Here is a 23343-nt window from a genome sequence, read left to right as displayed (position 1 = left end):
GCCCCATGCTAGGCCGCGCCCCGCCGGCCGCACCCCAGGGGGAACCCGGGGGACGCGGACGGTGCGGCCCTCAGTGCGGGCGCAGGCGGTCGAACACGGCCGCCATCTCGTCGGCCGGCACCTCGTGCACCGCGGCGGCGGCCAGCACGTCCTCGCCGCTCAGCCAGCGAGCCTCGGCCTCGGGCTGGTCCAGCGCCAGCAGCAGGGCCTGGTTGAACTCGACAGAACCCCAGGCCAGGCCGGCGTCGCGCAGCGCAGACTGCATCGCGTTCTGCACCAGCGCGCGCACCAGGTGGTGGCCGGCGCTGTAGGGCACCTCGTCGCGCTCGCCGCGGGCCGCGGCCACGCAGGCCTTCACGTCGTGCGAGGCATGGCCCCGGCAGGCCAGCGGCCGCACCGCGTAGATGACGCAGACGCCTTGGGCGATGAAGGGACAGACTTGGCGCAGGCCCACCCGCTCCTGCTCGCCCAAGCCCTGGCTGCCGGCATTGGCGGCCCGCAGCTGGCCGATCAGATCGATGCCGCGCGCCCGCAGGGCCGGCTGCACCGCCCGCAGGAAGCGCGCAACCAGCAGCACCTCGGGCGTGGTCGCCGTCACCCGCAGCGTGCAGCAGGTGGCGCAGCCGCGGTGGCAGGCCAGCGGCGGCTCGTCCTCGCACTGGATGGCGACATTGCCCTGGAAGCTGTCGAAGGCCTGGCCCAAGAGCGCATCCAGCAGCGCCGGCCGCCCCGGGTGCCGGGCCAGCGTGGCGTCAAAGGCCTGGTGCAAGGCCCGGTAGAAATCCTGCGGCCCGCCCGAGGCGGCCGCGGTGGAGGTGTCCATGGAGTGCGCTCCGGCGTGCCAGCAAAAGGCTCAGCCTAAGAGCCTGTGGCGGCAGTCGGCATTGAGCTGGCTCAAATCCGACGCGGAGCGCTCTCAGTCGGCGGCCTCGTCGCCGCGGCGGCGGTCGTGGGGCAGGCTGGTGTAGTAGACGCGCTTTTGCGCATACATCTGCTTGTCGGCCCGGTGCAGCGCGGTCTCCAGCCGCTCGCCGGGGCGGGAGATGGCCAGCCCGACCGAGAACTGCAGCGGCAGCCCGGCGTGGTACTGGTTGTTGATCTCCACCAGGCCCTGGATCTGGCCGATCAGCTGCTCGGCCGCGGCCTGGTCCGCCCCCGGCAGCAGCAACGCGAATTCATCGCCGCCGATGCGCGAGGCGGTGGCCGGTGCCTCCACGGCCTGGCCCAGCACCTCGCCCACCCGGCGCAGCAGCGCATCGCCGGCGCGGTGGCCCTGTTCGTCGTTGACCTGCTTGAGGCCGTTGAGGTCGATGATGAGCAGCGCCACCGGCTGCACCGCCTTGCGCTCCAGCCGGTTGAGCTCGTCGTCGAAGAAGGAGCGGTTGCGCAACTTGGTCAGCGCGTCGTGCTTGCCCAGGAACTCCAGGTAGGTCTCGGCCTTCTTGCGGGCGGTGATGTCGGTCAGCGAGACCTGCACCAGCGACCAGTCGTGCTCGTGGCCAGGCAGCACCGCGAACTGCAGGTGCACATGCAGCATCTCGCCATCGAGCGCGTAGTTGACGGTCTCGCGCTGCTGGTAGAGCTTGCCGTCCCACAGGTCGATCAGCTGCTCGGTGAAGGGGCGGCGCATCTCGTCACGGAAGATGTCGCCCAGGTGGTGCAGCAGCGTGGTCGGGTCCGGCGCGCGAAACATGGTCAGCGTCTGGCGGTTCACGTCGACCACCCGGATCTCGGCCATGCAGCGCTCGACGAACTCGGGGTGCACATCGGTGAAGACACGGAAATCGGTGATGCCCTGGCGGCGCACTTCGTCGATCAGCCGCTTGACCGCGCTGAAGTCCTCCACCCACAGCGAGACAGGCGAATGCGCGAACAGGCCCTGGGCGTACTGCTCGCTGCGCTGGTGGGCCAGCCGGGCCTGCTCGCGCGCGGTGACGTCCTCCAGCGAGAACAGCACCCGGCCCCAGTCCTGCTCATGGCCGGGCAGCACCCGCACCTGCAGCGCCACGTCCAGCCGGCGACCGTCCAGCGTGTAGTTGACCGTCTGGCTGGCGTAGCTGAGCGCACCGGACCAGAGCTGGGCCAGCTCCTCGACATGGTGGTCCAGCATGTCATCGCGGAAGATGCGGCCCAGGCCGGTCAGCAGCTCCGCCTGGCTGGCCGCGCCGAACAGCTCCAGCGTGCGGCGGTTGACCCGCAATACCTGGATGGCCCGGGTGCAGGCCGCCACGCGCGTGCGGTCGGCGCGCAGCCAGGCGCGCAGGTCGCTCACACCCTCGGCCCGCCACTGCGCGAACAAGGCCGCGACCCCGCTGAAATCCTCCAGCCAGAGCGACACCGGCGCCAGGTCGAACATCAAGGCGTCTTCGGACGGGAGAACGGCAGAGGTCGTAGCGGTCGGAGTCACGGCAGGCCCAGAAACAGCGGCCCGCGCCCCACGGCGCAAGCCAGTTCGACAGTCTCGCACGTTCAGGTGGCCACCACCCCGTCGGCCCCGGGCGGCGGCCCCGTCAGCGGCACCCCCATCGACACGAAGCCCGGCGGCAGCGCCTGCAGGCTGCGCACCGCGCGAAACCCCAGCCGCCGGTAGAAGCCCTGGGCGGCAGGCGCCGCGTTGAGCCGCAGCAGCGGCCGGTCGGTGCGGCCGCAGCAGGCCGACCAGGCGGCCCGCACCAGGGCCCGGCCCAGGCCCCGCCCCTGCCAGGTCGGCGCGACGAACAGGCTGCACAAGGCCCAGTGCCCCCGCACCAGCACCACGCCCACCGGCGCGCCGGCCGGATCCAGCGCCAGCAGGTGGCAGGCGGCGCGCTCGGGTTCGGGCTGGGTCTGCCACCAGGCCAGGTTGTCCAGCGCATGCTGCAGCATCAGCGCGCGCGCCGCGGCGTCCAGTCCCGGCTCGGCCCGCACCACGGTGGCAACCAGGGCGGCGATGTCAGCCGCCTGCGCGGGCCGCGCCGGCACCAACGTCGGAAGGTCCGCCATCGCCCTGGCTCGGCGCGGGCGCGGCTCAGTACTGGATCTCGAACCAGTCGGGCTCCTTGTCCCGCAACTGGTCCAGCAGCACCAGCGTGGCCGGCAGCAGGCCGCAGACGGCGTACCAGACGATCTCGCGCCGGTCCGGGGTGGGCTGCTGCAAGGCCTGCAGCAGGGCAGACCAGCCCGCCCAGTCCACCTGGGGCAGGCGCAGCATCACCACCGGCGGCAGGTGGGCCAGCGTGGTGGCCACCTGTCGCAGATGGCCCTCGATCGCGGCCAGCGTGTTGGGGCTGGCGAAGAGCTCCTCGGCCCCCTCTTCCAGCGCGACCACCAGCTTGAGCGCCTGCTGGCCATGGGTGTGGACGATGTCGAACAGGGCTTTGGCGTACATGGGGGCTCCTGGGTCAGGGGGCGGTCGGCAGCATGGTCGGGCCGCGCAGCGCGTGGTGCACGGCCTCGGCCCGGCGCTGCTGCGCGGTCTCCGGGTCCAACCCGTCGACCGCCGTGGCCAGGTAGGCGGCCAACGCGCGGCGCAGGCGGGGCGCCTTGGGGTAGTCCTCCGGTCGGTGGCCGGGATAGGCCGCGAAATCGCAGGTGCACAGCTGCAGCAGCTGCTCGAAGCGCTCGGGCTGGCCCGGTGCGTCCAGACGCTCCAGCAGCGCGGTGATCGCCCCGGCCCGCAGGTCGCTGGCGCGGTGCACGCGCTCCAGCTCGTCGATGGCAACGCGCGACAGCGCCAGCGTGGCCACCGGCCAGGCAAAACGCACCGAGAGCCGCGCCAGCAGCTCATGCGCCCGCTGCTCATGCTTGTAGTGGCTGGGCCAGATCTCGCGCGGCGTGCCGGCCTTGCCCAGCGCGTGGGTGAGCGCCGCCAGCCGCACCGGCAACGGCGCATCGGCCCGGGCGGTCTCCTCCAGCAGCGCCAGCAGGTGCTCACCCACATCCACCGGCGTGGGCAGGTCGCACAGCTCGGGCACGCCGAACAGCGCCGCCACCTCCGGCAGCCAGCGCGACAGCACGCCCCCCTCGCGCAGCGCCTGCACGAAATGGCCGGGGTGCGGCGCCATCAAGCCCTCGGCCAGCAGCAGCCAGGCCTCGCCCGGCGGCAGGGGCTGCTGGGTCAGCGCTTCGGCCACCGCGGCCCAGGCCGGGCGTTCCTCGGGGGGCAGAGCGGGGGTGTCACGGTGCGCCGCGGCCAGGGCCAGGCGCCAGAAAGAAGAGGTCATGGCTTGCTCGTCGCGCCAGGCGCGGTCTGTCAGGGCACGAGAAAGCGGGCGTGACGTGGGCAGGGTCTTCTTCTTGTCGGCTTGGCCACATTCCGCACACCGGCGGGCCGGCCTGAGGCCGGAACCGGGGATGCCTGGGCAACAGCGCAGAAACCGTGCCAGATGGCCTGCAGATGACGCCAGGAAGGCGCCGCTTCGGACCACGACATCCTCTCGCCTTAGGACATCCCCCCTCGGCACGGCCACCGGCAGGCCGCAGACTTGACAAGTACGGGTGCGGAGGGCGTGGCCGGCCCGTCGCGGCCCTCTTTCCGGTCTTCCCGGTCTTCCCGACACAGGGCCATCCATCACCATGCGGTCTTTCCACCGACGTTCCATTCTGGGGCTGCCCGTGCTGCTGGCAGGCGGGCTGGGCGCGTTCTGGTGGCAACATGCCGAGCCCCCGCCCAGCCTGGCCCGCGTCCGGGCGGCCGGCGCGCTGCGCATCGGCTATGCGATCGAGGCCCCCTACGCCCTGCTCGACCCCCAGGGTCAGCCCACCGGCGAATCACCGGGCGTGGCCCGGGCCGTGGCCACCCGGCTGGGGCTGGGCACCCGGTGGGTCCTCACCTCCTTCGACCAGCTGATCCCGGATCTGGAGCGGGACCGTTTCGACCTGATCGCCGCCGGCCTGTTCGTGACGCCGGCGCGGGCCCGCCGGGTGCGCTTCAGCCGGCCGACCCTGGCGGTGCGGCCCGGCTGGCTGACCCGGGCCGACCAGCCGCTGAACCAACCCTACGAGGCGGTGCAGCCCCGTGCAGACTGGCGTGTCGCGGTGCTGCAGGGGTCGGTGGAGGAGGCGGGGTTCCTGCAACGCCAGGTGCCGGCGGCCGGGCTGCTGACCGTGCCGGACGCGCAGAGCGGCCTGGGCGCGGTGCTCAGCGGCGAGGCCCGGGCCCTGGCCTTGTCACTGCCCACGGTGCGCGCGATGGCCCTCGCCTCGGCCGGTCGCCTGACGGCCCAGCCCGCGGTCGGCCCGCACACGCCCATCCAGCAGGTGGCACTGGCCCTGTCCCTGGGGGCGGCCGACCTGGACACCGCCATCGACCAGGTACTGGCCAGCTACCTGGGCAGCCCGGCCCATCTGGCCCTGCTGAGCCGCTGGGGCCTGGGCCGGGATGATCTGCCGCCGGCCCGGCCCCCGGCCGCATGAATGTGCCTGTGATGCCCGGGCCGGTCGCGCCACGCCCCTCCCCCACCCCCGGAACGGCGCGGCTGTGGCTGCTCGCCGTGCTGCTGGGTGCGCTGACGCTGGCCCTGACCCTGGCGGTGGTGGACCGGGTCCACAGCCGGGAGGCGGCGCGGACCGCCGCCATCCTCTGGCAGGTCAAACAGTCCTCCCAGGACGCCTACCTGGGTGCCATGCACCTGCGCCTGGGCGGCGATCCGGCGTCGCCCTGGCAGCGCTCCCAGGGACGGGTGCTGCTGCGCCAGACCCGGACCGAGCTGGGCGCCATCTTGTCCCAGCACAGCAGCCCGGAACAGGCCCAGGCCCTGCTGACGACCCTGGACCAGCTGGAACAGCTCTGGCGGGACGGCCGTGCCGGCAGCCCGGAGCAGGAACTGGACGCCCGGCGCCTGCTGCACGAACTGGCTGGCCAGCTCGACGCCCTGGCCAACCGGGTGGAACAGCAGAGCACGGCCCGGGAACAGCAGCTGCAACAGGTGCGCCTGCTGACCCTGGGCCTGGGCGCCCTGCTGTTCGGCGGACTGATCCTTGGCGCGCTGCGCTCGGACCACCGGCAGCGCGAGGCCGGCCTGGCCCTGACGCAAAGCGAGGCCCAGATGCGCTCCACGCTGTCGGCCATGGCCGAGGGCGTGTTCGTCTGTGACGCCCAGGGCCGGGTGCTGGACAGCAACCCGGCTGCCGTGCGCCTGCTGGGGTCGGCCGCCGAACCCAGCGCGGACCGTCGCTTCCTGGACCAACCGGGCTTCGAGGTGTTGCAACCCGATGGCCAGCCCATGGCGCCCGAGACCGGACCGCTGAGCGATGCGCTGCGCCTGGGCCAGCCCCAGCGCGACCGCATCGTCGGCATCCGCCGGCCCGGGCAGCCGCTGCACTGGCTCAGCGTCAATGTGGAACCACTGTTCGAGCCCGGCGCGGACCGTCTCCACGGGGCGGTGATCTCGTTCACCGACATCACCGAACTGCGCCAGCAGGCCATCGAACTGCAGGCCCACCGGGGCCATCTGGAGGCCCTGGTCGCGCAGCGCACGGCCGAGCTCTCTGCCGCCCTGCAGGCCAAGCTGGCCCTGCAGTCCTTTGCCCAGCTGATGAGCGACCACCAGACCTCGCTGCTGGCCTACTGGACGCGCGACCTGCGGCTGGCCTTTGCCAACCAGGCCTTCATCGACTGGTTCGGCCTGCCGCGGGATGCCCTGATCGGCCGCAGCTATGGCGAGGTGTTGGGAATGGCGTCGTACCAGCAGCGCAAGCCATCGCTGGAGCGTGTGCTGGCTGGCGAGACGGTGCAAGACGAATTCGAGCTGATCCGCCACGACGGTCACCGGGGGCACTTTCTGGTCACCCGGGTGCCCGATCGGCGCACCGAGGTGCCCGAGGCCGGCTTCATCTCGTCGGCCACCGACATCACCGAACTGATCCTGGCCCGCCAGCGCGCCGAGAGCCTGGCCGAGGCCCTGGCCCGCAACGAGAAGTTCCTGCGCCGGCTGGCCGACAACGTGCCGAGCATGATCGCCTACTGGGACCAGGGCCTGCGCTGCCGCTTCGCCAACCAGGCCTACCTGGACTGGTTCGGCAAGCCGGCGACCGAGCTGATCGGCAAATCGGTCACCGAGGTGCTGGGGGACACCTTCTACGAGCGCACCCGCCCCTACCTGGAGGCGGCGCTGAACGGCGAGCGGCAGGACCTGGAACGCACCCTGACCCGCCCCGACGGCACCGAGGTGCACACCCTGGGCAGCTATGTGCCGCACCGCATCGGCGAGCAGACCCAGGGCTTCATCGTCGTCATCACCGACGTGACCCCCCTCAAGCAGGCCGAACAGGAGCTGGCCCGGGCCAACCAGGCCCTGGCGCTGCGTGCCGATCAGGCCGAGGCCGCCACCCGGGCCAAGAGCGCCTTCCTGGCCAACATGAGCCATGAGATCCGCACGCCGATGAACGCCATCATCGGCCTGACCCACCTGATCGCCCGCGACCTGCGCGACGAAGAGCAGCGCGAGCGCCTGCACCGGGTGGACGTGGCCGCCCGCCACCTGCTGCAGGTGATCAACGACATCCTGGACCTGTCCAAGATCGAGGCGGGCAAGCTGCTGCTGGAACAGGTCGACTTCGGGCGCGACGCGCTGATGGCGCGCGTGGTGGCCATGGTCGGTGAGGCCGCGGCGGCCAAGCACCTGGAGCTGATCGTCGACACCGACCACCTGCCCGCCCGCTTGCACGGCGACCCCAAGCACCTGGCCCAGGCCCTGATCAACCTGATGGCCAATGCGGTGAAGTTCACCGAAGCCGGCTGGGTGCGCCTGCGAGCCGAGAAGCTGGAGGAACAGGCCGACCGGCTGCTGCTGCGCTTCTCGGTGAGCGACACCGGCATCGGCATCAGCCCGGAACAGCAGCGGCACCTGTTCGAGGCCTTCGAGCAGGCCGACAGCTCCACCACCCGCCGCTTCGGCGGCACCGGCCTGGGCCTGGCCCTGACCCGCCACCTGGCCCGGCTGATGGGTGGCGACGCCGGCCTGCAGAGCCGGCCGGGCGAAGGCAGTACCTTCTGGTTCACCGCCTGGCTGGCGCGCTCGTCCGGGCAGATCGCTCCGCCCCCCCAGCTGCCCGCCCAGCGTCTGCGGGCGCTGCTGATCGACGACCTGGAAGAGGCCCGCCAGGCCCTGGGCACCCAGCTGGAGCAGCTGGGCCTGGCGGTCGAGACCGCCGCCAGCGGGAGCGAGGGCATCCAGCAGGCGCTCGCGGCCCGGCAGCAGGAACGCCCCCCCGACGTGCTGCTGGTCGACTGGGGGATGCCGGGCCTGGACGGCATCCAGACCCTGCAAACCCTGCAGGGTCAGTGGGAAGGCCCGCTGCCGCCCTGCCTGCTCATCACCGCGCTGGACGAGGACGAGGCACGGGCTGCCCTGGCCTTGGCCGGCCTGACGGCCCGGGTGCTGCCCAAGCCGGTCACGCCCTCCACCCTGCATGACGGCCTGGCCCAGGCGCTGGCCCCCGAGCATGGCGGGCGCACGCTGGATGCGGCCCCGCCGCCGCCGGCGGTGCTGATCGAGGCGCTGCGCCGCCAGACCGTCGGTCGCCGGGTGCTGCTGGCCGAGGACAACGAGGTCAACCAGGAAGTGGCCCTCGAACTGCTGAACAGCGTGGGCCTGACAGTGAGCGTGGCCGACACCGGCCACCAGGCCGTCCAGCGGGCCCTGCAGGAACGGCCGGACCTGGTGCTGATGGACATGCAGATGCCCGAGATGGATGGCCTGGAGGCCACCCGGCGCATCCGCGCCGCGCTGGGCGACGCACTGCCCATCATCGCGATGACGGCGAATGCCTTCGAGGAAGACCGCCAGAGCTGCCTGGCCGCCGGCATGAACGACCACCTGGGCAAGCCGGTCGATCCGGTCGAGCTCTACCGCCGGCTGCAGCACTGGTTGCCGGCTGTCCCCGCCGGGCCGCCGCCGGTCACGTCATGACGGTGGTGGCCTCGGCCTGGGCAAAGACCTGGCGGGCCACCGCCAGGCCGTTGAGCGCCGCCGGGAAGCCGGCGTAGACGGCCATCTGCATGATGAGCTCGACGAGCTCCTCGCGCCGCACGCCCACGTTGAGCGCCGCGCGGATGTGCACCGCCAGCTGCGGCGCGGCCGTGCCCATCGCGGTCAGCGCCGCCACCGTGCCGATCTCGCGGGCCCGCAGGTCCAGCCCCGGACGGCTGTAGATGTCGCCGAAGGGAAACTCGATCAGGTGGCGGGCGAAATCCGGCGCGATGTCGGCCAGGCTGGCCACCACGGCCTCGCCGGCCGCGCCATCGATCTCCTTCAGGCGGGCCAGGCCACGCGCGTAGCGGCTGTCCTCAGCGGGCGCGACGGGGGTGTTCACGTTCGGCATGGGGTTCTCCTTCCGGGGGTTGGCACAGGGTGTCGTAATGGGCGATCTTGGTCTGCAGCGCCCGGGCGGCCTGCTGCAGATCTCGGATGTGGGCCTGCACGCCGGCCAGGTGGGCCTGCAGCAGGTCGCGGCGCGCGGCGGCGGTGGCGTCCCCCTGGCTGCGCAGGGCGGCGAAGTGCAGCATGTCGCGGATGGGCATGCCGGTGGCGCGCAGGCGCTGCACAAAGGCCAGCCAGTCCAGGTCGGCCGCGCGGTAACGGCGCTGGCCGCCGGCGGCGCGAGCCACCGACGCCAGCAGGCCGATGCGCTCGTAGTAGCGCAGCGTGTCGGCACTCAGCCCGGTGCGGGCGGCCACCTGCGCGATGGTGAGAAGCAAGTCCATGGCAGGCATTCTGGAAGTTGGAGTGCGCTCCAGGTCAAGCGCTTTGTCGTGCGCTGTCGCCGTGGCACGGGTGTTATCTAGCCGTCAAGACGATGCCGAATTCGCCAGGCCTGTGGCGGTGGAAGGTCGACCAGCTGTCAATTGTTGACTTGCTGGCTATGGACGCAGAGCGGGTGGAAGCCGTGGGAGACGACCTGTGGCCTCGACGACGACGGGAGAACGAGTGTCTTCAACGGGCTAGTGCACAGCAAGGTACGCACAAGCGGTCGACGGACGGGCTCAGCGGCTGGCCATCGGGCCATCGTCGAATACGCAACGGCCTAGAAAAGAGAGCCAAAGCCAGGCGCGCGTGGCCGAAGAGCGCCAAGTTCACTTCCGGCGGGAAGGCACATACGACCCGTACTCGGTGTACTTGCGAGCGCCGACAGTCGGGTCGAACCTGGAGTGAAAGGCCGCCTCGCCCTCTAGGTAGATGAGCACGAGCACGTCGTCGTTGCGAGTGCGTACAGCGTGCTCCGTTACCTCAAATCTACCGGCGTCCTCGTTAGTGAACCACGTATCCGCAGGTTGCTTCCCCTGACCAGTGGTCTTGCCCTGGAAGAGCACGTCGTACGCGAACGAGTCGGGGTCGACCTCGTCGCACAGCCACCATCGCTTTGGCACGTCCTGCGCCGAAATCTTCCAGCGTCGCCCGTTCTTGCCAAAGCAAGCTACGACAACTGGGAGAGTGTTGATGCCTGCCAGCCGCAACGTGGTGGCCATCAGGCTCGTGTCGAACTCCTTACGCAGCTCATCAAGCTGTCGGAAGCCCGGCCGACCGAGTGACGCGACGCACGGGTTGAACAGGGAACGCGGCATGAGCAAGTGGGCCGCGAACGTGTCAGCCTCACGCTCAAGGGGGCGGTTAGAGGACAGGTTTTGATTCATGCCATCCGCTCGGCAACGGAATGATTGCCCGCGGTGCAGCATCCAATGTCCAAACTCGTGACCGATTGAGAAGCGGTCTCGACCCGCGGCCGGCGCAGGCCTAATCGTGGCGATGGCACTATCACCGTACCCAACCAGGGTCGCCGCGCATCCGTCCAACTCCGCTCGCTGTACACGCATACCGTGCATGAGCGCAAGCGCCTCCACGTCCAGTTCCCCTGGCGCAGAGATACCGCACTCCTCGACCAGGGCCTCAGCCAGTTCCCCGGGTTCGGTCACTTTTCGCTCTCGCCTTTCGCGTCCGCCAGAACCTGCTGCATGGTTGCGTACAGACGCAGGATGTCCTCATCGGACATCTCATCAAGCTCGCGAGCAGCAAGCGTGAACCTAACGTCGTTCGCAGCTGCAGCGATGAACGCACGCGCTTCGGCGACCGAAACGAGTACCGGCTTAGCGGCTCCCCCAGCTTCAGCGCCGCGGGCGAGCGCTGCTTTGGCAGCAGCAAACTTGCGCTTTGCGACGGCCGCCTTCGCGGAGCGCACCAACGCAAGGCCGAATGCACGCGCCTCGTCTTCCGTCGTTCCAGCCAGGATTTCCGAATCAGGCGTCGCCACCAAGTCATGGAACTGTGCCTCTAGAAAGGCCGCGGTCGGATGCTTGTTTGAACTTTGTCCCATGGTCATTGCCCCTTTTGTTGAAGGGAAGCAAGCTTGCGTTCCAGCTTCTTGCGCAGCGCGTCGAACTGCTTCTGGTCGAGGCCCAAAGCCGCAGCAGCTTTAGGTCCGCTGAGACCCTCCATGCGTACCGTGAGCAGGTCCTCGAGCTCTTGGTCACCGGCCACGAGTTCCTCGAGTGCATCGAAGAGTTCTTGCGCCGCAGCGTAGTCCTCGGGAGTGTTCAGTTCGACAGCGTAATCGAGATGCGGTTCGTCGTCTTCCGCTGCCTCGTCCAGCGTTGTGGTCTGCCGTCTACTGTCGATTGGTGCGTTCTTGACCTTCTTCCGCTCGTTGAAGGCCACGCCATCCATAGCCGTGGCCAGCGTGACGAGCGCCGACATGCCGCGTCGCCACCCTCGGTCTTCCCCAAGCAGTTTCTCGACGACCTTGTGCAGTAGGTCGTCGCTCGACATCTCAGTCAGGCCGACCGCGCGCTCGCGAGCCAGGCTCTTCGCCCGCTCCCAGTCGGCGGGAGGCATAGCGTTCAACGCTGCCTCCACCTCTGCGCCACTAAGGTACTCGTGTTTGTCGGACCTTGTCCGCATTGCTTGCCTTCCTCCTCGTAAGACTCTCGGCGTGTAGTCAGTCGGACGCTCGAAATTTATTTCTTTGTACGCGTCCAGGCGCTCGTTCCCGAGAGTCTTACTGACTGTACCGCCCAGCCACCGGTTCGTCAGTGGTCTGGTGGCGCGCTTGACCAGCGCCAAACCACAACTCGAAAGCGGACCACGACCCCTATGGCCACGAACCACAAACGACTGCCTATCCCGCTGCCGGTTCGGCACAGCCTCTGGATTGCCGCCGCTGGGCGGTGCGAGTTCCGCGGCTGCAACGAACCGGTCTCGCGGGACTTCCTTACGGAGCGCACTGCGTACGTCGGCGAGTTCGCACACATCGTGGGCGATAGCCCCGACGCGCCGCGCGGCGACTTGGTTCGCTCGAAGCTGCTCGCGCAAGACGAGCGAAACCTGATGCTCATGTGCTACGGGTGCCACAAGCGCATCGACCGTCACGGTAAGGCCAATGCGTACAGCGAGGCTGACTTGCTGGCGATGAAACGGGAACACGAGGCTCGCGTGGAGCTCATTTATTCGTCCACGGGCGTCAAGCAGACACTGCCGGTGCTGATGACGTTCCCGATTGCGAGCCACACGCCAGTCATCGACATCCGCGACATCAACCACGCCATCATCGAAAACTCGAAGTACAAGCGATTCCCGTCCGGGAGGCATGTTCACATCGACCGGAGCGACTTCGACATCACAGACGGGTCACCTGACTTCTGGGCACGGGCAGAGGCGACGCTCACGAGCATCTTCGAGACGCGGCTTCGACCAGAACTGACTGCTCGGCACACTCCATCCCACCTGACCATTGCCGCGTTCGCACCGATTCCCCTGCTCATGAAGCTCGGGGCGTTGCTTGGCGACAAGATGGACGCCAGCGTGCTGGACCTGCCGGTTGAGCGCTGGCTTTGGGACAAACGCACAAATGTCGCGGCGCCCAACTGGCAGTTTGCCGTACCGACGCAACTTCCGCGTGTCGTTGCCGTCGAGGTAGGTGTGTCGAGCCGGGTGACGGGGGTGCTGCCACCAGACGGCGCGCCGGTTCTGCGGTTCGAGGCCGCTATGCCCAATCGGGGAATCATTCGGACCCAGGCCCATCTTCAGGAGTTTCGCGCTCGCTGCAACGAGTTCTTCGTGGCTCTGACCGCGGCCGGCGCTCGCGTCGTGCACATCTTCCCGGCCACGCCACTGTGCGCAAGCGTCGAGCTGGGAAGGCTGCTCCTGCCAAAGACGCTCGAAGAGGTCCACGTCTGGGACCGGCAGGCCCCGACCTGGGTTCATGCCCTCTGCCTGAAGTAGCCCGACGCCGCCACGACTATGTCCAACTTCGACGGCTCGAGAGTCTTACTACCCAGGGCGCCCGGAAGTCGAGCGTGACGCCCAACCCCGAGCTAGAAGAGGAGGTTAACGTGCATCACGACTTTCCCATGCCCCTGCCCAGCAATGAAGATGCGCTCGTCGGCGCATCCGGCGCGCTGGCCGCCATCACCCAGGCGCACTCCCTCAGCGATACCGAGCGCGAGCGGCTGAAGAGCAGCTACGAGTCCATCGGCGAGTTCCTGAGCGAGCACCCCTTCTTTGGCGGGCTCACCGTCGAGGTTCATCCCCAGGGCTCGATGGCCATCGGCACGACGACCAAGCCTGAGGGCAAGGCCGAGTTTGACGTTGACCTGGTCGCCCGGCTGACCTCGTCGGCGCAGCGGCAAAGCGCGGTGCACCTGCTCCAACAGCTGGACGAGGCGATGGGGGAGTACGCCGAGCGGCACGACCTCAAGGTCGAGCCCAAGCGCCGGTGCACCCAAGTCCAGTACGCGAACGCCATGCATACCGACGTGACCCCGGTCATCGACTGGCCGAGCCATCTGGAGGCTTACGGCGATGTGGCGGGTCTGGTTCCGGACCGTGAGCGCGGGGAACACCTGGGGACCAACCCCCGCGGATACGTCCGCTTCTTCAACGACGCGGCAGCGCTCCTGCCGAGGTTCTCGTTGATGGAGTCGCGCCAAGCACTTGTCAAAGCTGACGTGCTGCCGCTACCGGGTCCATCGGCATGGGCAAAACCGCTGGCTCGCTATGTCCAGCTCTTCAAGATTCACAGGAACCTCCTGTTCGCCGTGCACCCGGAGCTCGCGCCGACCAGCACCTTCATCACGACGCAGGTGGCGTTGGCCTACGCTGACTTGGTGCGGCCAGGCGCCGCCTTCCAATCCCCCGTTCACCTGCTGCTCGCCATCTTCGCGAAGATGCCGGAGTACGTCAGTGTGGGATACCGTGATGGCCGCGAGCACTGGGTGCTCTGCAACCCGACGCACCGCAAGGAAAACCTTGCCGACCGTATGAACTCGGGTGACCGCCAGGACGCCTACCGTCAATGGCGGGCGCGGTTCGCCCAAGACGTCGCCAGGTTGTCCGAGATGTACCTGCCGCACGGCGCGGGCGTAAATGCCCTCGCCACCTCAGTCCAGAACAGCTTCGGGACCCGGGCTAGCAAGGCCTTGACGGACTCGTACGCGGCTGGTGCGGCACGCGAGCGCGCCAATGGCATGACCCGCATCTACGTTCCGGCAGCAGCTGGCGTGGCTTCGGTCTTGCCGATTGCTGCGCGCGCGCACACCTTCTTCGGCGACTGATGAGGTACGGGGGGGCATCCACGGACAGGTCGCTTGCGCTGCAGGCGATGCACCTGCAGGCGCTTGGGCTACCAGGAGCGCGCACCTCGATACCAGGCGGTCGCCAACTCGAGTACGAGTTCGAAGTCGCTCCCTTCCCGGGCGCGCGCGTATACAGGTGCCGAATCACGCTCAAGAAGGACGGCAGCTCGCCCAAGGTGTTCGTTCTGTCTCCGAACCTTCACGAGTTGGCCGAGGGGAAGAAGCTACCGCACGTGTACCAGCATGACGGCAAGAGCTCACGCCTCTGCCTGTACTTCCCTGCCGACAACGAGTGGTCGCCGGACATGCTGCTGGCGGAGACCTTCGTAGCCTGGACCATCGAGTGGCTACGGTTCTTCGAACTGTGGCTGGTGGACGGCGAGTGGCGCGGCGGGGGGCGTCATCCGGAGGAGTAGCCGCGCGAGCAATGTTGTCCTGAGATTGAGCCGCTGTGCCCCGCCTTGCGCCCCCTCAATGGCTATACCAAAACATCAGAAACCTCGAAAGGATCTTATACATGCGATTCAACTTCCAAGGGCTGAGCCCCCTCTACCGTGCCGCGATGGCACAGCGCATGCCAACCATCGCCTTTCCACTGAGAGATGGTGTTGGCCAGTTTGTATTCCTTGTCTTCGTACCCTCTGACAAGGACGGAACTCCGAAGTGGAGCGAGTCCGACTTGTTCATCCTGCTGCTTCGCACGAAGCAGACACTGCAGTTTCGCCTGCTCGGAAGACACCTTCGTTCGGACGGTCAACCCGGAGAATTTTCCATCGTCCTTGACCATGACGACGAGCGCGCGTTCAGAGCCGAACTGAACATCCCGCCGAACGCGGTTAACGGACCGATGTTCAGGCTGCAAGACCTGCTGACAAGGTTAAACGCAGCGTTCCCGGCACACGTGGCCCCGGAACACACGGTCGACGTGTTCCAGCAGCATCGGGTCATCATCCGAGAGAACTGCAAGAAGCAGATTGCCGACGCGGCGAAGATTCACCTCGTACGGTTCGGTACGCCCAGCCGCGGTGCCCCAAGGGAGGAGACGCTTCGAAAGCTGTACATGCTTGGCGGGCAGGCACCTGCACGAGTCACTGCACTGGTAGACATGCTTCGGAGTGTCGGCTGGACCGCCTTCTGGTCAGACAAGCCGCAGCCCGCAGACAAGTTCCAGCAGAACTGGATGAGACTGAACGACGAATACCAAAGGCGACGTCAGCGTCGAGCCTAGCGTTGATTCACGGCGCCTGCCCCTCAGTGGACAGGCGCTTCTTCTCTCGGCGGCCGCGTCCGCCGCCCAAGTCGAATTTTCATTCAACGCCAGTCCGGAAACGACTTAATTTGTTGATTTCAAATGTTTTTTATCAGCCAGATAACACCCTGTGCCATTAAAAAAGGGGCCCGAAGGCCCCCTGGTCACCGCGAGCGCAGGCGCCTCAGAACGCCGCCGGCCGCCACTTGAGCAGGCGCTTCTCCAGCGAGGTGAGCAGGAAGTCCGCCAGCAGGGCCACCACCGCCAGCACGATCATCGCGGCGAACACGCCGCTGGCGTTGAAGGCGCCCTGGGCGGTGGAGATCAAGAGGCCGATGCCTTCCTTGGCGCCCAGGAACTCGCCCACCACCGCGCCCACCAAAGCGAAGCCGAAGCTGGTGTGCAGGCTGGCCAGGATCCAGGACATGGCCGAGGGGATGACCACCGCGGTGGTCAGTTGGCGCGGCGAGGCCCCGAGGATCTGCGCATTGGCAATCAGGTACTTGTCGGCCTCGCGCACGCCCTGGAAGGCGTTGCCGAAGACGACGAAGAAGACCATCACCACCGCCAGTGCCACCTTGGAGGCCATGCCCAGGCCCAGGGCGATGACGAAGACCGAGCCCAGCACCACGCGGGGGATGGAGTTGGCGATCTGGATGTAGAGGCTGAAGATGTCCGACAGCAGCTTGTTGCGACCCAGCAGGATGCCGCAGAACACGCCGGCCACCGAGCCGATCAGGAAGCCCAGCACCGTCTCTTCCAGCGTGACGGCCACCTGGCGCCACAGCGAGCCCTGCGAGGTGCCGTCGCGCACCCACTCGACGATCTGGTCCCAGATCATCGAGGGCATCGAATAGAAAAAGGGGTCGATCCACTTCAGGCGGGCGGCCACTTCCCAGCCGCCCAGCACCACCACCAGCACCGCCACGCGCAGGCCGATGATGAGCCAGCGGCGCTGGCGGATGCGGGCCTGCGCGGCCTCGGATTCACGGGCCAGGGCCTCGTCGCTCAGGGCCGCGGGCAGGGCGGCCGTCAGGAGGCTTGCAGCATTCATTGGATCACCACCTCTTCGCGCAGGTCGTCCCAGATGCGCTTGGACAGTTCGACGAAATGCGGGTCGTAGCGGACCTGCGACATGACCCGCGGGCGCGGCAGGTCGATCGTGTAGACGCGCTTGAGCGTGGCCGGGCGGGCCGAAAGCACAAAGACGCGGTCGGCCAGGGCGATGGCCTCCTCCAGGTCGTGGGTGACGAAGACCACCGAGCTGCCGCTGGCCGACCAGAGCTGCAGCAGCTCGTCCTGCATCAGGGTGCGGGTCTGCATGTCCAGGGCCGAGAAGGGCTCGTCCATCAGCAGGATCTCGGGTTGGTTGACGAAGGTCTGCGCCAGCGCCACGCGCTTGCGCATGCCGCCCGAAAGCTGGTGCGGGTAATGCCCGCCGAACTTGCCCAGGCCCACGCGGCCGATCCAGTCCCGGGCGCGGGCGTAGGCCTCGTCCTTGGAGGCGCCGCGGAACAGCGGGCCGGCGGCCACGTTGTCCAGCACATTGCGCCAGGGAAAGACCGCGTCGGCCTGGAAGACGAAGCCGATGCGCGGGTCGATGCCGCCCACCGCCTGGCCCATGATGCGCACCTCGCCCACGGTGGGCTTGAGCAGGCCGGTGATCATGTTCAGCGTGGTGGACTTGCCGCAGCCGGTGGGCCCGACGATGGCGATGAACTCGCCGCGGGCCACCGCCATGGAAAAGTCGCGCAGGGCCACGGTGGCATGGCCGTCGGCCGAGATGTAGCGCAGCGAGACGCCGCGGAACTCGATGGCCGGCGCGCTGCCGGCGGCGATGGCCGGGGTGGCCGCGCGCTCAAGGGTGGCGGTGCTCATTTGGCGGCGTCCAGGAAGGCGTTGGTGAAGGTCTTGGACAGGTCGATGTTCTTGCTCTTGACCAGCGGCTTGTAGCTGGCCAGCACCTTCAGCACCGTCTCCGGGCCGCCGGCGGGCATGCGGGCGTCGGTGGTGTACATCGGCAGCGAGGCCTTCAGCGCGGTGACGTACAGGGCCTTGTCGGCGCCGTAGTAGTCCTTGGGCATCTTCTCGGCGATGTCCTCGGCGCTGTGGGTGTGGATCCAGGCCATGGTGCGGGCGAAGGCGCGCGCCAGCTTGGTGGCCTCGGCCTTGTGGCTGTCGGCCCAGGCGTTTTGCACGTACAGGCTGGCCGCGGGGTAGAGGCCGCCCAGCGCGGCCTTGCTGCCCTCTTCGGTGCGCAGGTCCACCAGCACCTTGGCCTCGCCGGTCTTGAGCAGTTCGGAGACGGTGGGCTCGGTGGTCATGCCGGCCTGGATGCGGTCCTGCTTGATGGCGGCGATGAAGGTGTTGCCCGCGCCCACGGGCAGCAGGGTGTAGTCCTTGGAGGCCACGCCCTGGCGGTCGGCCAGGTAGCGGGTGAGGAAGTCGGTGGAGGAGCCCAGGCCGGTCACGCCCAGGGTCTTGCCCTTGGCGTCGGCCATGGTCTTGAAGCTGGGCGCGGCCTTGGTGGAGACCAGCTCGACCTCGCCGGGCACCTTGCAGAAGACGGCGATGGCTTCGAGCTCCTTGCCCTTGCTCTGCAGGTCGATGGTGTGGTCGTAGAAACCCACCACGGCCTGCACCGCACCGGCGATCAGCTGGTTCTCGGCGTCCACGCCGGCGGGCTGCGACTGCAGCTCCACCGTCAGGCCCTCGGCCTTGAAGTAGCCCAGCGACTCGGCCAGCTTGGCCGGCAGGTAGATGATCTTGTTGATGCCGCCCACCATGATGGTGATGGGCTCGGCGGCCCGGGCGCCGGCCAGCGGCGCGAGCGCGCAGGCCGCGACGGCGGCGGCAGCCAACAGGGAACGGGCAGGACGAAGGCGCATGAGATGTCTCCAGAGGGTGTGTCGGATGGCGCCCTGTGCCGGGTGCCTGGAGGCCACTGTAGGCAGGGCCGTCTTTCGGCCAGGTTTCATGGCGCGCGCCGAACCCTCATGGGAAACCCGTAACCCCCAACAGCCCGAAGGAATTGACGCGCAAGCCGGGCATCATGGCGGCCCCCTGCTACCGTGCGCGCGGTCATGAAACTGCTGCTGATCGAAGACAACACCGAGCTCTCGCACTGGCTGGCCAGTCTGCTGCGCCAGCAGGACTTCATCGTCGACACCGTGGCCGACGGCCAGGCCGCCGACCAGCTGCTGCAGGCCCACCATTACGACCTGGCCCTCCTGGACCTGAACCTGCCGGGCCTGTCCGGCAAGGGCGTGCTGCGCCGGCTGCGTGAGCGCCAGAGTGCGCTGCCGGTCATCGTGCTGACCGCCTCGGCCGCGCTGGACCAGAAGGTGATCTGCCTGGAGATCGGTGCCGACGACTACCTGGTCAAGCCCATCGAGGTGCCCGAGCTGGTGGCCCGCATCAAGGCCCTGATGCGGCGCCTGGTGCCGGGCAAGGCCAACGACATCGTCTGCGGCGACCTGGCCTACGACCTGCCCACCCGTCAGTTCACGCTGGCCGGCCAAGCCCTGGCCCTGCCGCCGCGCGAGCGCTCGCTGCTGGAGGCCCTGGTGCTGCAGCTGGGCCGCACCGTCAGCAAGCAGGCCCTGCACGACAGCATCTTCGCGCAGGAGGACGAGGCCGGCACCGACGCGGTGGACCTCTATGTGCACCGGCTGCGGCGCCGGCTCGAAGGCCGCCAGGCGGCCATCATCACGCTGCGCGGCGTGGGCTACCTGCTGCGCCCGCGCGAGGAGGAGTGAGCCCGATGGGCACGCCGGCCGTCCCGCGCGCGCCCAGCCTGCGGCTGCGCCTGCTGGCCTGGCTGCTGCTGCCGCTGTCGCTGTGCGTGGCCGGCTGCGCCTGGCTGGCCTGGCTGGGCGTGGCCACGGTGGCCGACTATGTGCAGGACCACGACCTGCTGGCCTCGGCCAAGGTGCTGTCGGACCGGCTGATCTGGGAGGACAACGACGTGGCCGCCAGCGTGCCGCCCTCGGCGCTGAGCCTGTTCGCCTCGGCCGACCGCGACCGCGTCTACCTCAGCGTGACCGACGCCGAGGGCAATCTGCTGGCCGGCTCGCCGGGCTTTCCGCTGCCCCGACCGCGGCGGCTGGTGGGCACCGACCGGGCCCAGTGGTACGACGCGTCCTTCGATGGCCAGACCCTGCGCGCGGTGGTGACCGAGCGCGCCATGTACGAAGGTGGCAGCGGCCGGGCCATCACCATCGCGGTGGGCAAGACCACCCGCAGCCGCGACCACATGGCGCTGCGCTTGTGGTGGCCCACGGTGGCCTTTCTGCTGGTGACGCTGGTGGCCGCCGCGGCCTTCGTCAGCTTCGGCCTGCGGCGCGAGCTGCGGCCGCTGGTGCGCCTGGCCCGCCAGCTGGAGACGCGCGACGCGCTGCGCGCCGACATCGCGGTCGACGCGCGCCGCCTGCACCGCGAGCTGCGGCCGGTGGCCGACACCATCAACGCCTTCGCGCGGCAGATCCGCCACCACATCAAGGCCCAGCGCCGCTTCATCGCCGACGCCGCCCACCAGCTGCGCACGCCGCTGGCCATGCAGGCCTCGCAGATCGCCTATGCCCGCCACCGCCGTGCCCACCGCGCCCCGGGCGAGCTGCTGCGCGAGGACATGGACGCGATGTGGCGCGAGATGCAGGCCAGCAACCGGCGCCTGGTGGCGGTGACCAACAAGCTGCTGCTGCTGGCCCAGGCGGAGCACCAGGACGCCGCCACCCAGCGCGAGACGGTGGACCTGGCCGCCGCCGCACTGCGGGTGGTGGAGGAACTGGCCGCGCTGGCCGAGCGCCGGCAGATCGACCTGGGTTTCGAGGCGCCATCGCTGCCGGTGCCGGTGCAGGCCCAGCCCGCCCTGCTGGATGCGCTGCTGTCCAACCTGGTGGACAACGCGCTGCGCTACAGCCCCGAGGGCGGCCACGTCACCATCACGGTGGGCCGCGAGGGTGACCAGGGTCTGTTCACGGTGGACGACGACGGACCGGGCATCCCGCCGGAGGCGCGCGAGCGGGTGTTCGAGCGCTTCTACCGCCTGGCCGGCGACACCGAGGGCACCGGCCTGGGCCTGGCCATCGTGCGCGAGATCGCCACCGCCTGGGGCGCCGAGGTGGTGCTGAACCGCCCGCCCGGCACGGACGGCGGGCTGCGCGCGCAGGTGCGGTTTGCGCCCTGCCCGGCGGTACCCACCGGGGTCTGAGCCCCGCGCGGCGTGTTCAGACCGACCGCGGCGGCCGGCTGGGCGGGCGCACGCCGGGCACCTGGGGCAGGTAGTCGCGCATCAGCGCGATGAAGGCCCGCAGCCGCGCCGGCGGGAAGCGCCCGGGCGGATGCACCAGCGAGATGGGCAGCGCCGGCGCCGTCCAGTCCGGCGCCAGCTGCACCAGGCGGCCGGCGGTCAGGTCCTCGGCCACCGCCCAGGTGGACGCAATGCCCACCCCCAGCCCGCCACGCACCGCATTGCACAGGGCGTAGAGGTGGTCGGTGGACAGGCGCGGACGGATCGCGAAGCGCGCGGGCTGGCCCCGGCCGGCGTGCATCAGTTCCACCTCGTCGCGGTAGAAAGTGTTCAGCGCCAGCCAGGGCAGGCGGGCCAGCTCGGCCGGCGTCTGCGGCAACGGGCCGTCGCCCCACAGCCCGGGCGCCGCCACCACGATGCGCGGCAGCTCGGCCAGGCGGATGGCCACCAGGCCCGGGTCCTCCACCACGCCAATGCGCACCGCGCAGTCGATGCCCTCGGCGATGAAGTCCGGCAGGCGGTCGTGCAGCAGCCACTCCACCGAGACGGCCGGGTGCTGCTGCAAAAAGGCCACCAGCGGCGGCACCAGCTGCTGCTGGCCGAACACCGACGGCACCAGCACCCGCAGATGGCCGCGCGGCGCGTCCTGCACGCCGCGCAGGTCGGCCAGGGTGGCGTCCCAGCGCTCCAGCAGGCCCTTGGCATGCTCGAAGCAGCGCTCGCCGTCGCCGGTGAGCTTCATCGCATGGGTGGAGCGCTGCAGCAGGCGCAGGCCCAGCTGGCGCTCAAGCTGCTGCAGCCGCCGGCTCACGGTGGGCTGGGTGGTGCCCAGCTGCTGGGCCGCGGCCGAGAGGCTGCCGGCCTCGACGATGCGCACGAAGGTCTGCAGCAGGTCCAGGCGGTCGGCGCCTTGGGAGGCTTGTTTCATACGTCAAGCGTATAGCCAATCTGCAATTCAGCCCACTACCGCGATTTTTCATGCATCGAGAGAATTCAACCCATCGCGCCGCTTGTGGTCGCGCCGCCTGCCCCCTGAAGGAACACCGCCATGTCCACCGCCTCCACCCTGGCCCCAGTGCCCCCCCACCCGGAGCACCCGCCCCTGCCCCGCTCGCTGGTGCTGCTGATGGCCACCGGCACCGGCCTGGCCGTGGCCTCCATCTACTACAGCCAGCCGCTGCTGGGCCGGCTCGGTGAGAGCCTGCACGCCAGCACCGGCACCATCGGCCTGGTGCCCACGCTGACCCAGCTGGGCTATGCGCTGGGCATCCTGCTGCTGGCCCCGCTGGGCGACCGGCACGACCGCCGCAACCTGATCACGCTGAAGGCCGCCGGCCTGGCCCTGGCCCTGCTGGCCTGCGGCCTGGCCCCGGGCGTGGGCACGCTGCTGGCCGCCAGCCTGGTGGTGGGCGTGACGGCCACGATGGCGCAGGACATCGTGCCGGCCGCCGCCGCGCTGGCGCCCGAGGCGCAGCGCGGCCGCATCGTCGGCACGGTGATGACCGGGTTGCTGCTGGGCATCCTGCTGTCGCGGGTGGCCAGCGGCCTGGTGGCCCAGCAGTTCGGCTGGCGCGCCGTCTATGGCCTGGCGGCGGTGGGCGTGGCCGCCATCGGCGTGGCCAGCTGGCGCGGCCTGCCGCATCTGGCGCCCACCACCACGCTGGGCTATGGCGCGCTGATGCGCTCGCTGACCCAGCTGTGGCAGCGCCACCCGGCGCTGCGCCGCGCGGCCTGGGCCCAGGGCCTGCTGTCGGTGGGCTTCAGCGCCTTCTGGTCCACACTGGCGGTGATGCTGTTCCAGCGCTACCAGATGGGCAGCGCCACGGCCGGCGCCTTCGGCCTGGCCGGTGCGGCCGGGGCCCTGGCCGCGCCGCTGGCCGGCCGGCTGGCCGACCGCCGCGGCCCCGGCTGGGTGACCCGCCTGGGCACCGGCCTGACCGCCCTGTCCTTCGCCGCCATGGCGCTGGAGCTGTGGCTGCCCGCCCCGGCCTGGCTGCCGCTGCTGGTGCTGGCCACCATCGGTTTCGACTTCGGCGTGCAGGCCACGCTGGTGGCCCACCAGACGCTGATCTACGGCCTGGAGCCGGCCGCCCGCAGCCGCCTGAACGCGGTGCTGCTGACCGCCATGTTCATCGGCATGGCCGCCGGCTCGGCCCTGGGCAGCCAGGCGCTGGCGCACGGCGGCTGGCTGGCGGTGGTGGCCCTGGCCACGCTGATGGCGGCAGCAGCTTGGGGGGTGCGCATGGCCAGCCCCGCGCCACGCCGACCCTGAGCCGTAACATGGCCGTCCTTCCGCTC

Annotated in this window: 23 protein-coding genes; 9 read left to right on the top strand and 14 right to left on the bottom strand. The window is 69.5% G+C overall.

What is annotated here, in order from left to right:
* Nucleotides 1-70: 70 nt before the first annotated feature.
* From KGA65_RS19205 to KGA65_RS19185, 5 genes are all read right to left on the bottom strand, one after another.
* Nucleotides 71-823, bottom strand: a complete 753-nt coding sequence (locus KGA65_RS19205) for a YkgJ family cysteine cluster protein (protein WP_225864737.1) — start codon at nt 821-823, stop codon at nt 71-73.
* Between the two features lie 93 nt (nt 824-916).
* The gene (locus KGA65_RS19200; RefSeq protein WP_225865004.1) at nt 917-2356 is read right to left on the bottom strand and encodes a GGDEF domain-containing protein; all 1440 of its coding nucleotides are present in this window, start codon (nt 2354-2356) and stop codon (nt 917-919) included.
* A gap of 113 nt (nt 2357-2469) precedes the next feature.
* Complete coding sequence (locus KGA65_RS21125) at nt 2470-2982, bottom strand: GNAT family N-acetyltransferase (RefSeq protein WP_310740992.1); 513 nt, start codon at nt 2980-2982, stop codon at nt 2470-2472.
* 25 nt (nt 2983-3007) lie between these two features.
* Nucleotides 3008-3367 (bottom strand): hypothetical protein, encoded by a 360-nt coding sequence (locus KGA65_RS19190; RefSeq protein WP_225864736.1) that lies wholly within the window; start codon nt 3365-3367, stop codon nt 3008-3010.
* A gap of 13 nt (nt 3368-3380) precedes the next feature.
* Nucleotides 3381-4202 (bottom strand): hypothetical protein, encoded by an 822-nt coding sequence (locus KGA65_RS19185; protein WP_225864735.1) that lies wholly within the window; start codon nt 4200-4202, stop codon nt 3381-3383.
* A gap of 352 nt (nt 4203-4554) precedes the next feature.
* Here KGA65_RS19185 and KGA65_RS19180 point away from each other — a divergent pair, with 352 nt between their 5' ends.
* Together KGA65_RS19180 and KGA65_RS19175 are read left to right on the top strand one after the other, a co-directional pair.
* Nucleotides 4555-5394: a transporter substrate-binding domain-containing protein gene (locus tag KGA65_RS19180; protein ID WP_225864734.1), complete on the top strand. Its 840-nt coding sequence runs from the start codon at nt 4555-4557 to the stop codon at nt 5392-5394.
* On the top strand, nt 5391-8891 hold the full coding sequence (locus KGA65_RS19175; protein ID WP_225864733.1) for a PAS domain-containing hybrid sensor histidine kinase/response regulator: 3501 nt from the start codon (nt 5391-5393) through the stop codon (nt 8889-8891). The genes KGA65_RS19180 and KGA65_RS19175 overlap by 4 nt, the downstream gene beginning before the upstream one ends.
* Here KGA65_RS19175 and KGA65_RS19170 read toward each other — a convergent pair.
* The 5 genes from KGA65_RS19170 to KGA65_RS19150 form a co-directional block, all read right to left on the bottom strand.
* Nucleotides 8881-9303, bottom strand: coding sequence for a carboxymuconolactone decarboxylase family protein (locus KGA65_RS19170; protein WP_225864732.1), 423 nt, complete (start codon nt 9301-9303; stop codon nt 8881-8883). The genes KGA65_RS19175 and KGA65_RS19170 overlap by 11 nt on opposite strands.
* The gene (locus tag KGA65_RS19165; protein ID WP_225864731.1) at nt 9269-9685 is read right to left on the bottom strand and encodes a MerR family transcriptional regulator; all 417 of its coding nucleotides are present in this window, start codon (nt 9683-9685) and stop codon (nt 9269-9271) included. Before KGA65_RS19165 ends, KGA65_RS19170 begins: the two co-directional genes overlap by 35 nt.
* A 369-nt stretch (nt 9686-10054) precedes the next feature.
* Nucleotides 10055-10792, bottom strand: a complete 738-nt coding sequence (locus KGA65_RS19160; RefSeq protein WP_225865002.1) for an ImmA/IrrE family metallo-endopeptidase — start codon at nt 10790-10792, stop codon at nt 10055-10057.
* A 95-nt stretch (nt 10793-10887) separates the two neighbouring features.
* On the bottom strand, nt 10888-11295 hold the full coding sequence (locus KGA65_RS19155; protein WP_225864730.1) for a hypothetical protein: 408 nt from the start codon (nt 11293-11295) through the stop codon (nt 10888-10890).
* The gene (locus KGA65_RS19150; protein ID WP_225864729.1) at nt 11292-11807 is read right to left on the bottom strand and encodes a hypothetical protein; all 516 of its coding nucleotides are present in this window, start codon (nt 11805-11807) and stop codon (nt 11292-11294) included. The genes KGA65_RS19155 and KGA65_RS19150 overlap by 4 nt, the downstream gene beginning before the upstream one ends.
* 258 nt (nt 11808-12065) lie before the next feature.
* Here KGA65_RS19150 and KGA65_RS19145 point away from each other — a divergent pair, with 258 nt between their 5' ends.
* The 4 genes from KGA65_RS19145 (at nt 12066) to KGA65_RS19130 (ending at nt 15773) form a co-directional block, all read left to right on the top strand.
* Nucleotides 12066-13193 carry an SAVED domain-containing protein gene (locus KGA65_RS19145; RefSeq protein ID WP_225864728.1) on the top strand — a complete coding sequence of 376 codons (1128 nt, stop codon included), beginning with the start codon at nt 12066-12068 and terminating at the stop codon, nt 13191-13193.
* Nucleotides 13194-13267: 74 nt separating this feature from the next.
* Nucleotides 13268-14524 (top strand): nucleotidyltransferase domain-containing protein, encoded by a 1257-nt coding sequence (locus KGA65_RS19140; RefSeq protein ID WP_225864727.1) that lies wholly within the window; start codon nt 13268-13270, stop codon nt 14522-14524.
* On the top strand, nt 14524-14961 hold the full coding sequence (locus tag KGA65_RS21235; RefSeq protein WP_510594498.1) for a type II CBASS E2 protein: 438 nt from the start codon (nt 14524-14526) through the stop codon (nt 14959-14961). Before KGA65_RS19140 ends, KGA65_RS21235 begins: the two co-directional genes overlap by 1 nt.
* A gap of 101 nt (nt 14962-15062) precedes the next feature.
* Nucleotides 15063-15773 carry a hypothetical protein gene (locus tag KGA65_RS19130; protein ID WP_225864725.1) on the top strand — a complete coding sequence of 237 codons (711 nt, stop codon included), beginning with the start codon at nt 15063-15065 and terminating at the stop codon, nt 15771-15773.
* Between the two features lie 205 nt (nt 15774-15978).
* Here KGA65_RS19130 and KGA65_RS19125 read toward each other — a convergent pair whose 3' ends face one another.
* Genes KGA65_RS19125 through KGA65_RS19115 form a run of 3 tightly spaced genes read right to left on the bottom strand, consistent with a single transcriptional unit; the run spans nt 15979 to nt 18682 of the window.
* Nucleotides 15979-16848, bottom strand: coding sequence for an ABC transporter permease (locus tag KGA65_RS19125; RefSeq protein WP_225864724.1), 870 nt, complete (start codon nt 16846-16848; stop codon nt 15979-15981).
* The gene (locus tag KGA65_RS19120; RefSeq protein ID WP_225864723.1) at nt 16845-17672 is read right to left on the bottom strand and encodes an ABC transporter ATP-binding protein; all 828 of its coding nucleotides are present in this window, start codon (nt 17670-17672) and stop codon (nt 16845-16847) included. The genes KGA65_RS19125 and KGA65_RS19120 overlap by 4 nt, the downstream gene beginning before the upstream one ends.
* A complete protein-coding gene (locus KGA65_RS19115) occupies nt 17669-18682 on the bottom strand; it encodes an ABC transporter substrate-binding protein (protein WP_225864722.1) in 1014 nt (337 codons plus the stop codon). Before KGA65_RS19115 ends, KGA65_RS19120 begins: the two co-directional genes overlap by 4 nt.
* Nucleotides 18683-18877: 195 nt before the next feature.
* Between KGA65_RS19115 and KGA65_RS19110 the strand changes: the two genes are divergently transcribed.
* Both KGA65_RS19110 and KGA65_RS19105 read left to right on the top strand, forming a co-directional pair.
* A complete protein-coding gene (locus KGA65_RS19110) occupies nt 18878-19552 on the top strand; it encodes a response regulator transcription factor (protein WP_225864721.1) in 675 nt (224 codons plus the stop codon).
* 5 nt (nt 19553-19557) lie between these two features.
* Nucleotides 19558-21006, top strand: coding sequence for a sensor histidine kinase (locus tag KGA65_RS19105; RefSeq protein ID WP_225864720.1), 1449 nt, complete (start codon nt 19558-19560; stop codon nt 21004-21006).
* A 16-nt stretch (nt 21007-21022) separates the two neighbouring features.
* Here KGA65_RS19105 and KGA65_RS19100 read toward each other — a convergent pair whose 3' ends face one another.
* Nucleotides 21023-21973 (bottom strand): LysR family transcriptional regulator, encoded by a 951-nt coding sequence (locus KGA65_RS19100; protein WP_225864719.1) that lies wholly within the window; start codon nt 21971-21973, stop codon nt 21023-21025.
* A 120-nt stretch (nt 21974-22093) separates the two neighbouring features.
* Between KGA65_RS19100 and KGA65_RS19095 the strand changes: the two genes are divergently transcribed.
* A complete protein-coding gene (locus tag KGA65_RS19095; RefSeq protein ID WP_225864718.1) occupies nt 22094-23317 on the top strand; it encodes an MFS transporter in 1224 nt (407 codons plus the stop codon).
* Nucleotides 23318-23343: the final 26 nt, after the last annotated feature.

It is taken from the genome of Ideonella benzenivorans (assembly GCF_020387415.1).
In the GTDB taxonomy this organism is placed as follows: domain Bacteria; phylum Pseudomonadota; class Gammaproteobacteria; order Burkholderiales; family Burkholderiaceae_C; genus Ideonella; species Ideonella benzenivorans.
Note: the sequence above shows the minus strand (reverse complement) of the source record. Positions and strands in the feature narration are given on the sequence as shown.

Excerpts from the sequence above, each read along its gene's own strand:
- KGA65_RS19160 (WP_225865002.1), bottom strand. The coding sequence starts at position 10,792 with ATGCGTGTACAGCGAGCGGAGTTGGACGGATGCGCGGCGACCCTGGTT.
- KGA65_RS19125 (WP_225864724.1), bottom strand. The coding sequence starts at position 16,848 with ATGAATGCTGCAAGCCTCCTGACGGCCGCCCTGCCCGCGGCCCTGAGC.
- KGA65_RS19175 (WP_225864733.1), top strand. The coding sequence starts at position 5,391 with ATGAATGTGCCTGTGATGCCCGGGCCGGTCGCGCCACGCCCCTCCCCC.
- KGA65_RS19110 (WP_225864721.1), top strand. The coding sequence starts at position 18,878 with ATGAAACTGCTGCTGATCGAAGACAACACCGAGCTCTCGCACTGGCTG.
- KGA65_RS19205 (WP_225864737.1), bottom strand. The coding sequence starts at position 823 with ATGGACACCTCCACCGCGGCCGCCTCGGGCGGGCCGCAGGATTTCTAC.
- KGA65_RS19200 (WP_225865004.1), bottom strand. The coding sequence starts at position 2,356 with ATGTTCGACCTGGCGCCGGTGTCGCTCTGGCTGGAGGATTTCAGCGGG.
- KGA65_RS19170 (WP_225864732.1), bottom strand. The coding sequence starts at position 9,303 with ATGCCGAACGTGAACACCCCCGTCGCGCCCGCTGAGGACAGCCGCTAC.
- KGA65_RS19165 (WP_225864731.1), bottom strand. The coding sequence starts at position 9,685 with ATGGACTTGCTTCTCACCATCGCGCAGGTGGCCGCCCGCACCGGGCTG.
- KGA65_RS19185 (WP_225864735.1), bottom strand. The coding sequence starts at position 4,202 with ATGACCTCTTCTTTCTGGCGCCTGGCCCTGGCCGCGGCGCACCGTGAC.
- KGA65_RS19115 (WP_225864722.1), bottom strand. The coding sequence starts at position 18,682 with ATGCGCCTTCGTCCTGCCCGTTCCCTGTTGGCTGCCGCCGCCGTCGCG.
- KGA65_RS19150 (WP_225864729.1), bottom strand. The coding sequence starts at position 11,807 with ATGCCTCCCGCCGACTGGGAGCGGGCGAAGAGCCTGGCTCGCGAGCGC.
- KGA65_RS19130 (WP_225864725.1), top strand. The coding sequence starts at position 15,063 with ATGCGATTCAACTTCCAAGGGCTGAGCCCCCTCTACCGTGCCGCGATG.
- KGA65_RS21235 (WP_510594498.1), top strand. The coding sequence starts at position 14,524 with ATGAGGTACGGGGGGGCATCCACGGACAGGTCGCTTGCGCTGCAGGCG.
- KGA65_RS19100 (WP_225864719.1), bottom strand. The coding sequence starts at position 21,973 with ATGAAACAAGCCTCCCAAGGCGCCGACCGCCTGGACCTGCTGCAGACC.
- KGA65_RS19120 (WP_225864723.1), bottom strand. The coding sequence starts at position 17,672 with ATGAGCACCGCCACCCTTGAGCGCGCGGCCACCCCGGCCATCGCCGCC.
- KGA65_RS19105 (WP_225864720.1), top strand. The coding sequence starts at position 19,558 with ATGGGCACGCCGGCCGTCCCGCGCGCGCCCAGCCTGCGGCTGCGCCTG.
- KGA65_RS19190 (WP_225864736.1), bottom strand. The coding sequence starts at position 3,367 with ATGTACGCCAAAGCCCTGTTCGACATCGTCCACACCCATGGCCAGCAG.
- KGA65_RS19155 (WP_225864730.1), bottom strand. The coding sequence starts at position 11,295 with ATGACCATGGGACAAAGTTCAAACAAGCATCCGACCGCGGCCTTTCTA.
- KGA65_RS21125 (WP_310740992.1), bottom strand. The coding sequence starts at position 2,982 with ATGGCGGACCTTCCGACGTTGGTGCCGGCGCGGCCCGCGCAGGCGGCT.
- KGA65_RS19180 (WP_225864734.1), top strand. The coding sequence starts at position 4,555 with ATGCGGTCTTTCCACCGACGTTCCATTCTGGGGCTGCCCGTGCTGCTG.
- KGA65_RS19095 (WP_225864718.1), top strand. The coding sequence starts at position 22,094 with ATGTCCACCGCCTCCACCCTGGCCCCAGTGCCCCCCCACCCGGAGCAC.
- KGA65_RS19145 (WP_225864728.1), top strand. The coding sequence starts at position 12,066 with ATGGCCACGAACCACAAACGACTGCCTATCCCGCTGCCGGTTCGGCAC.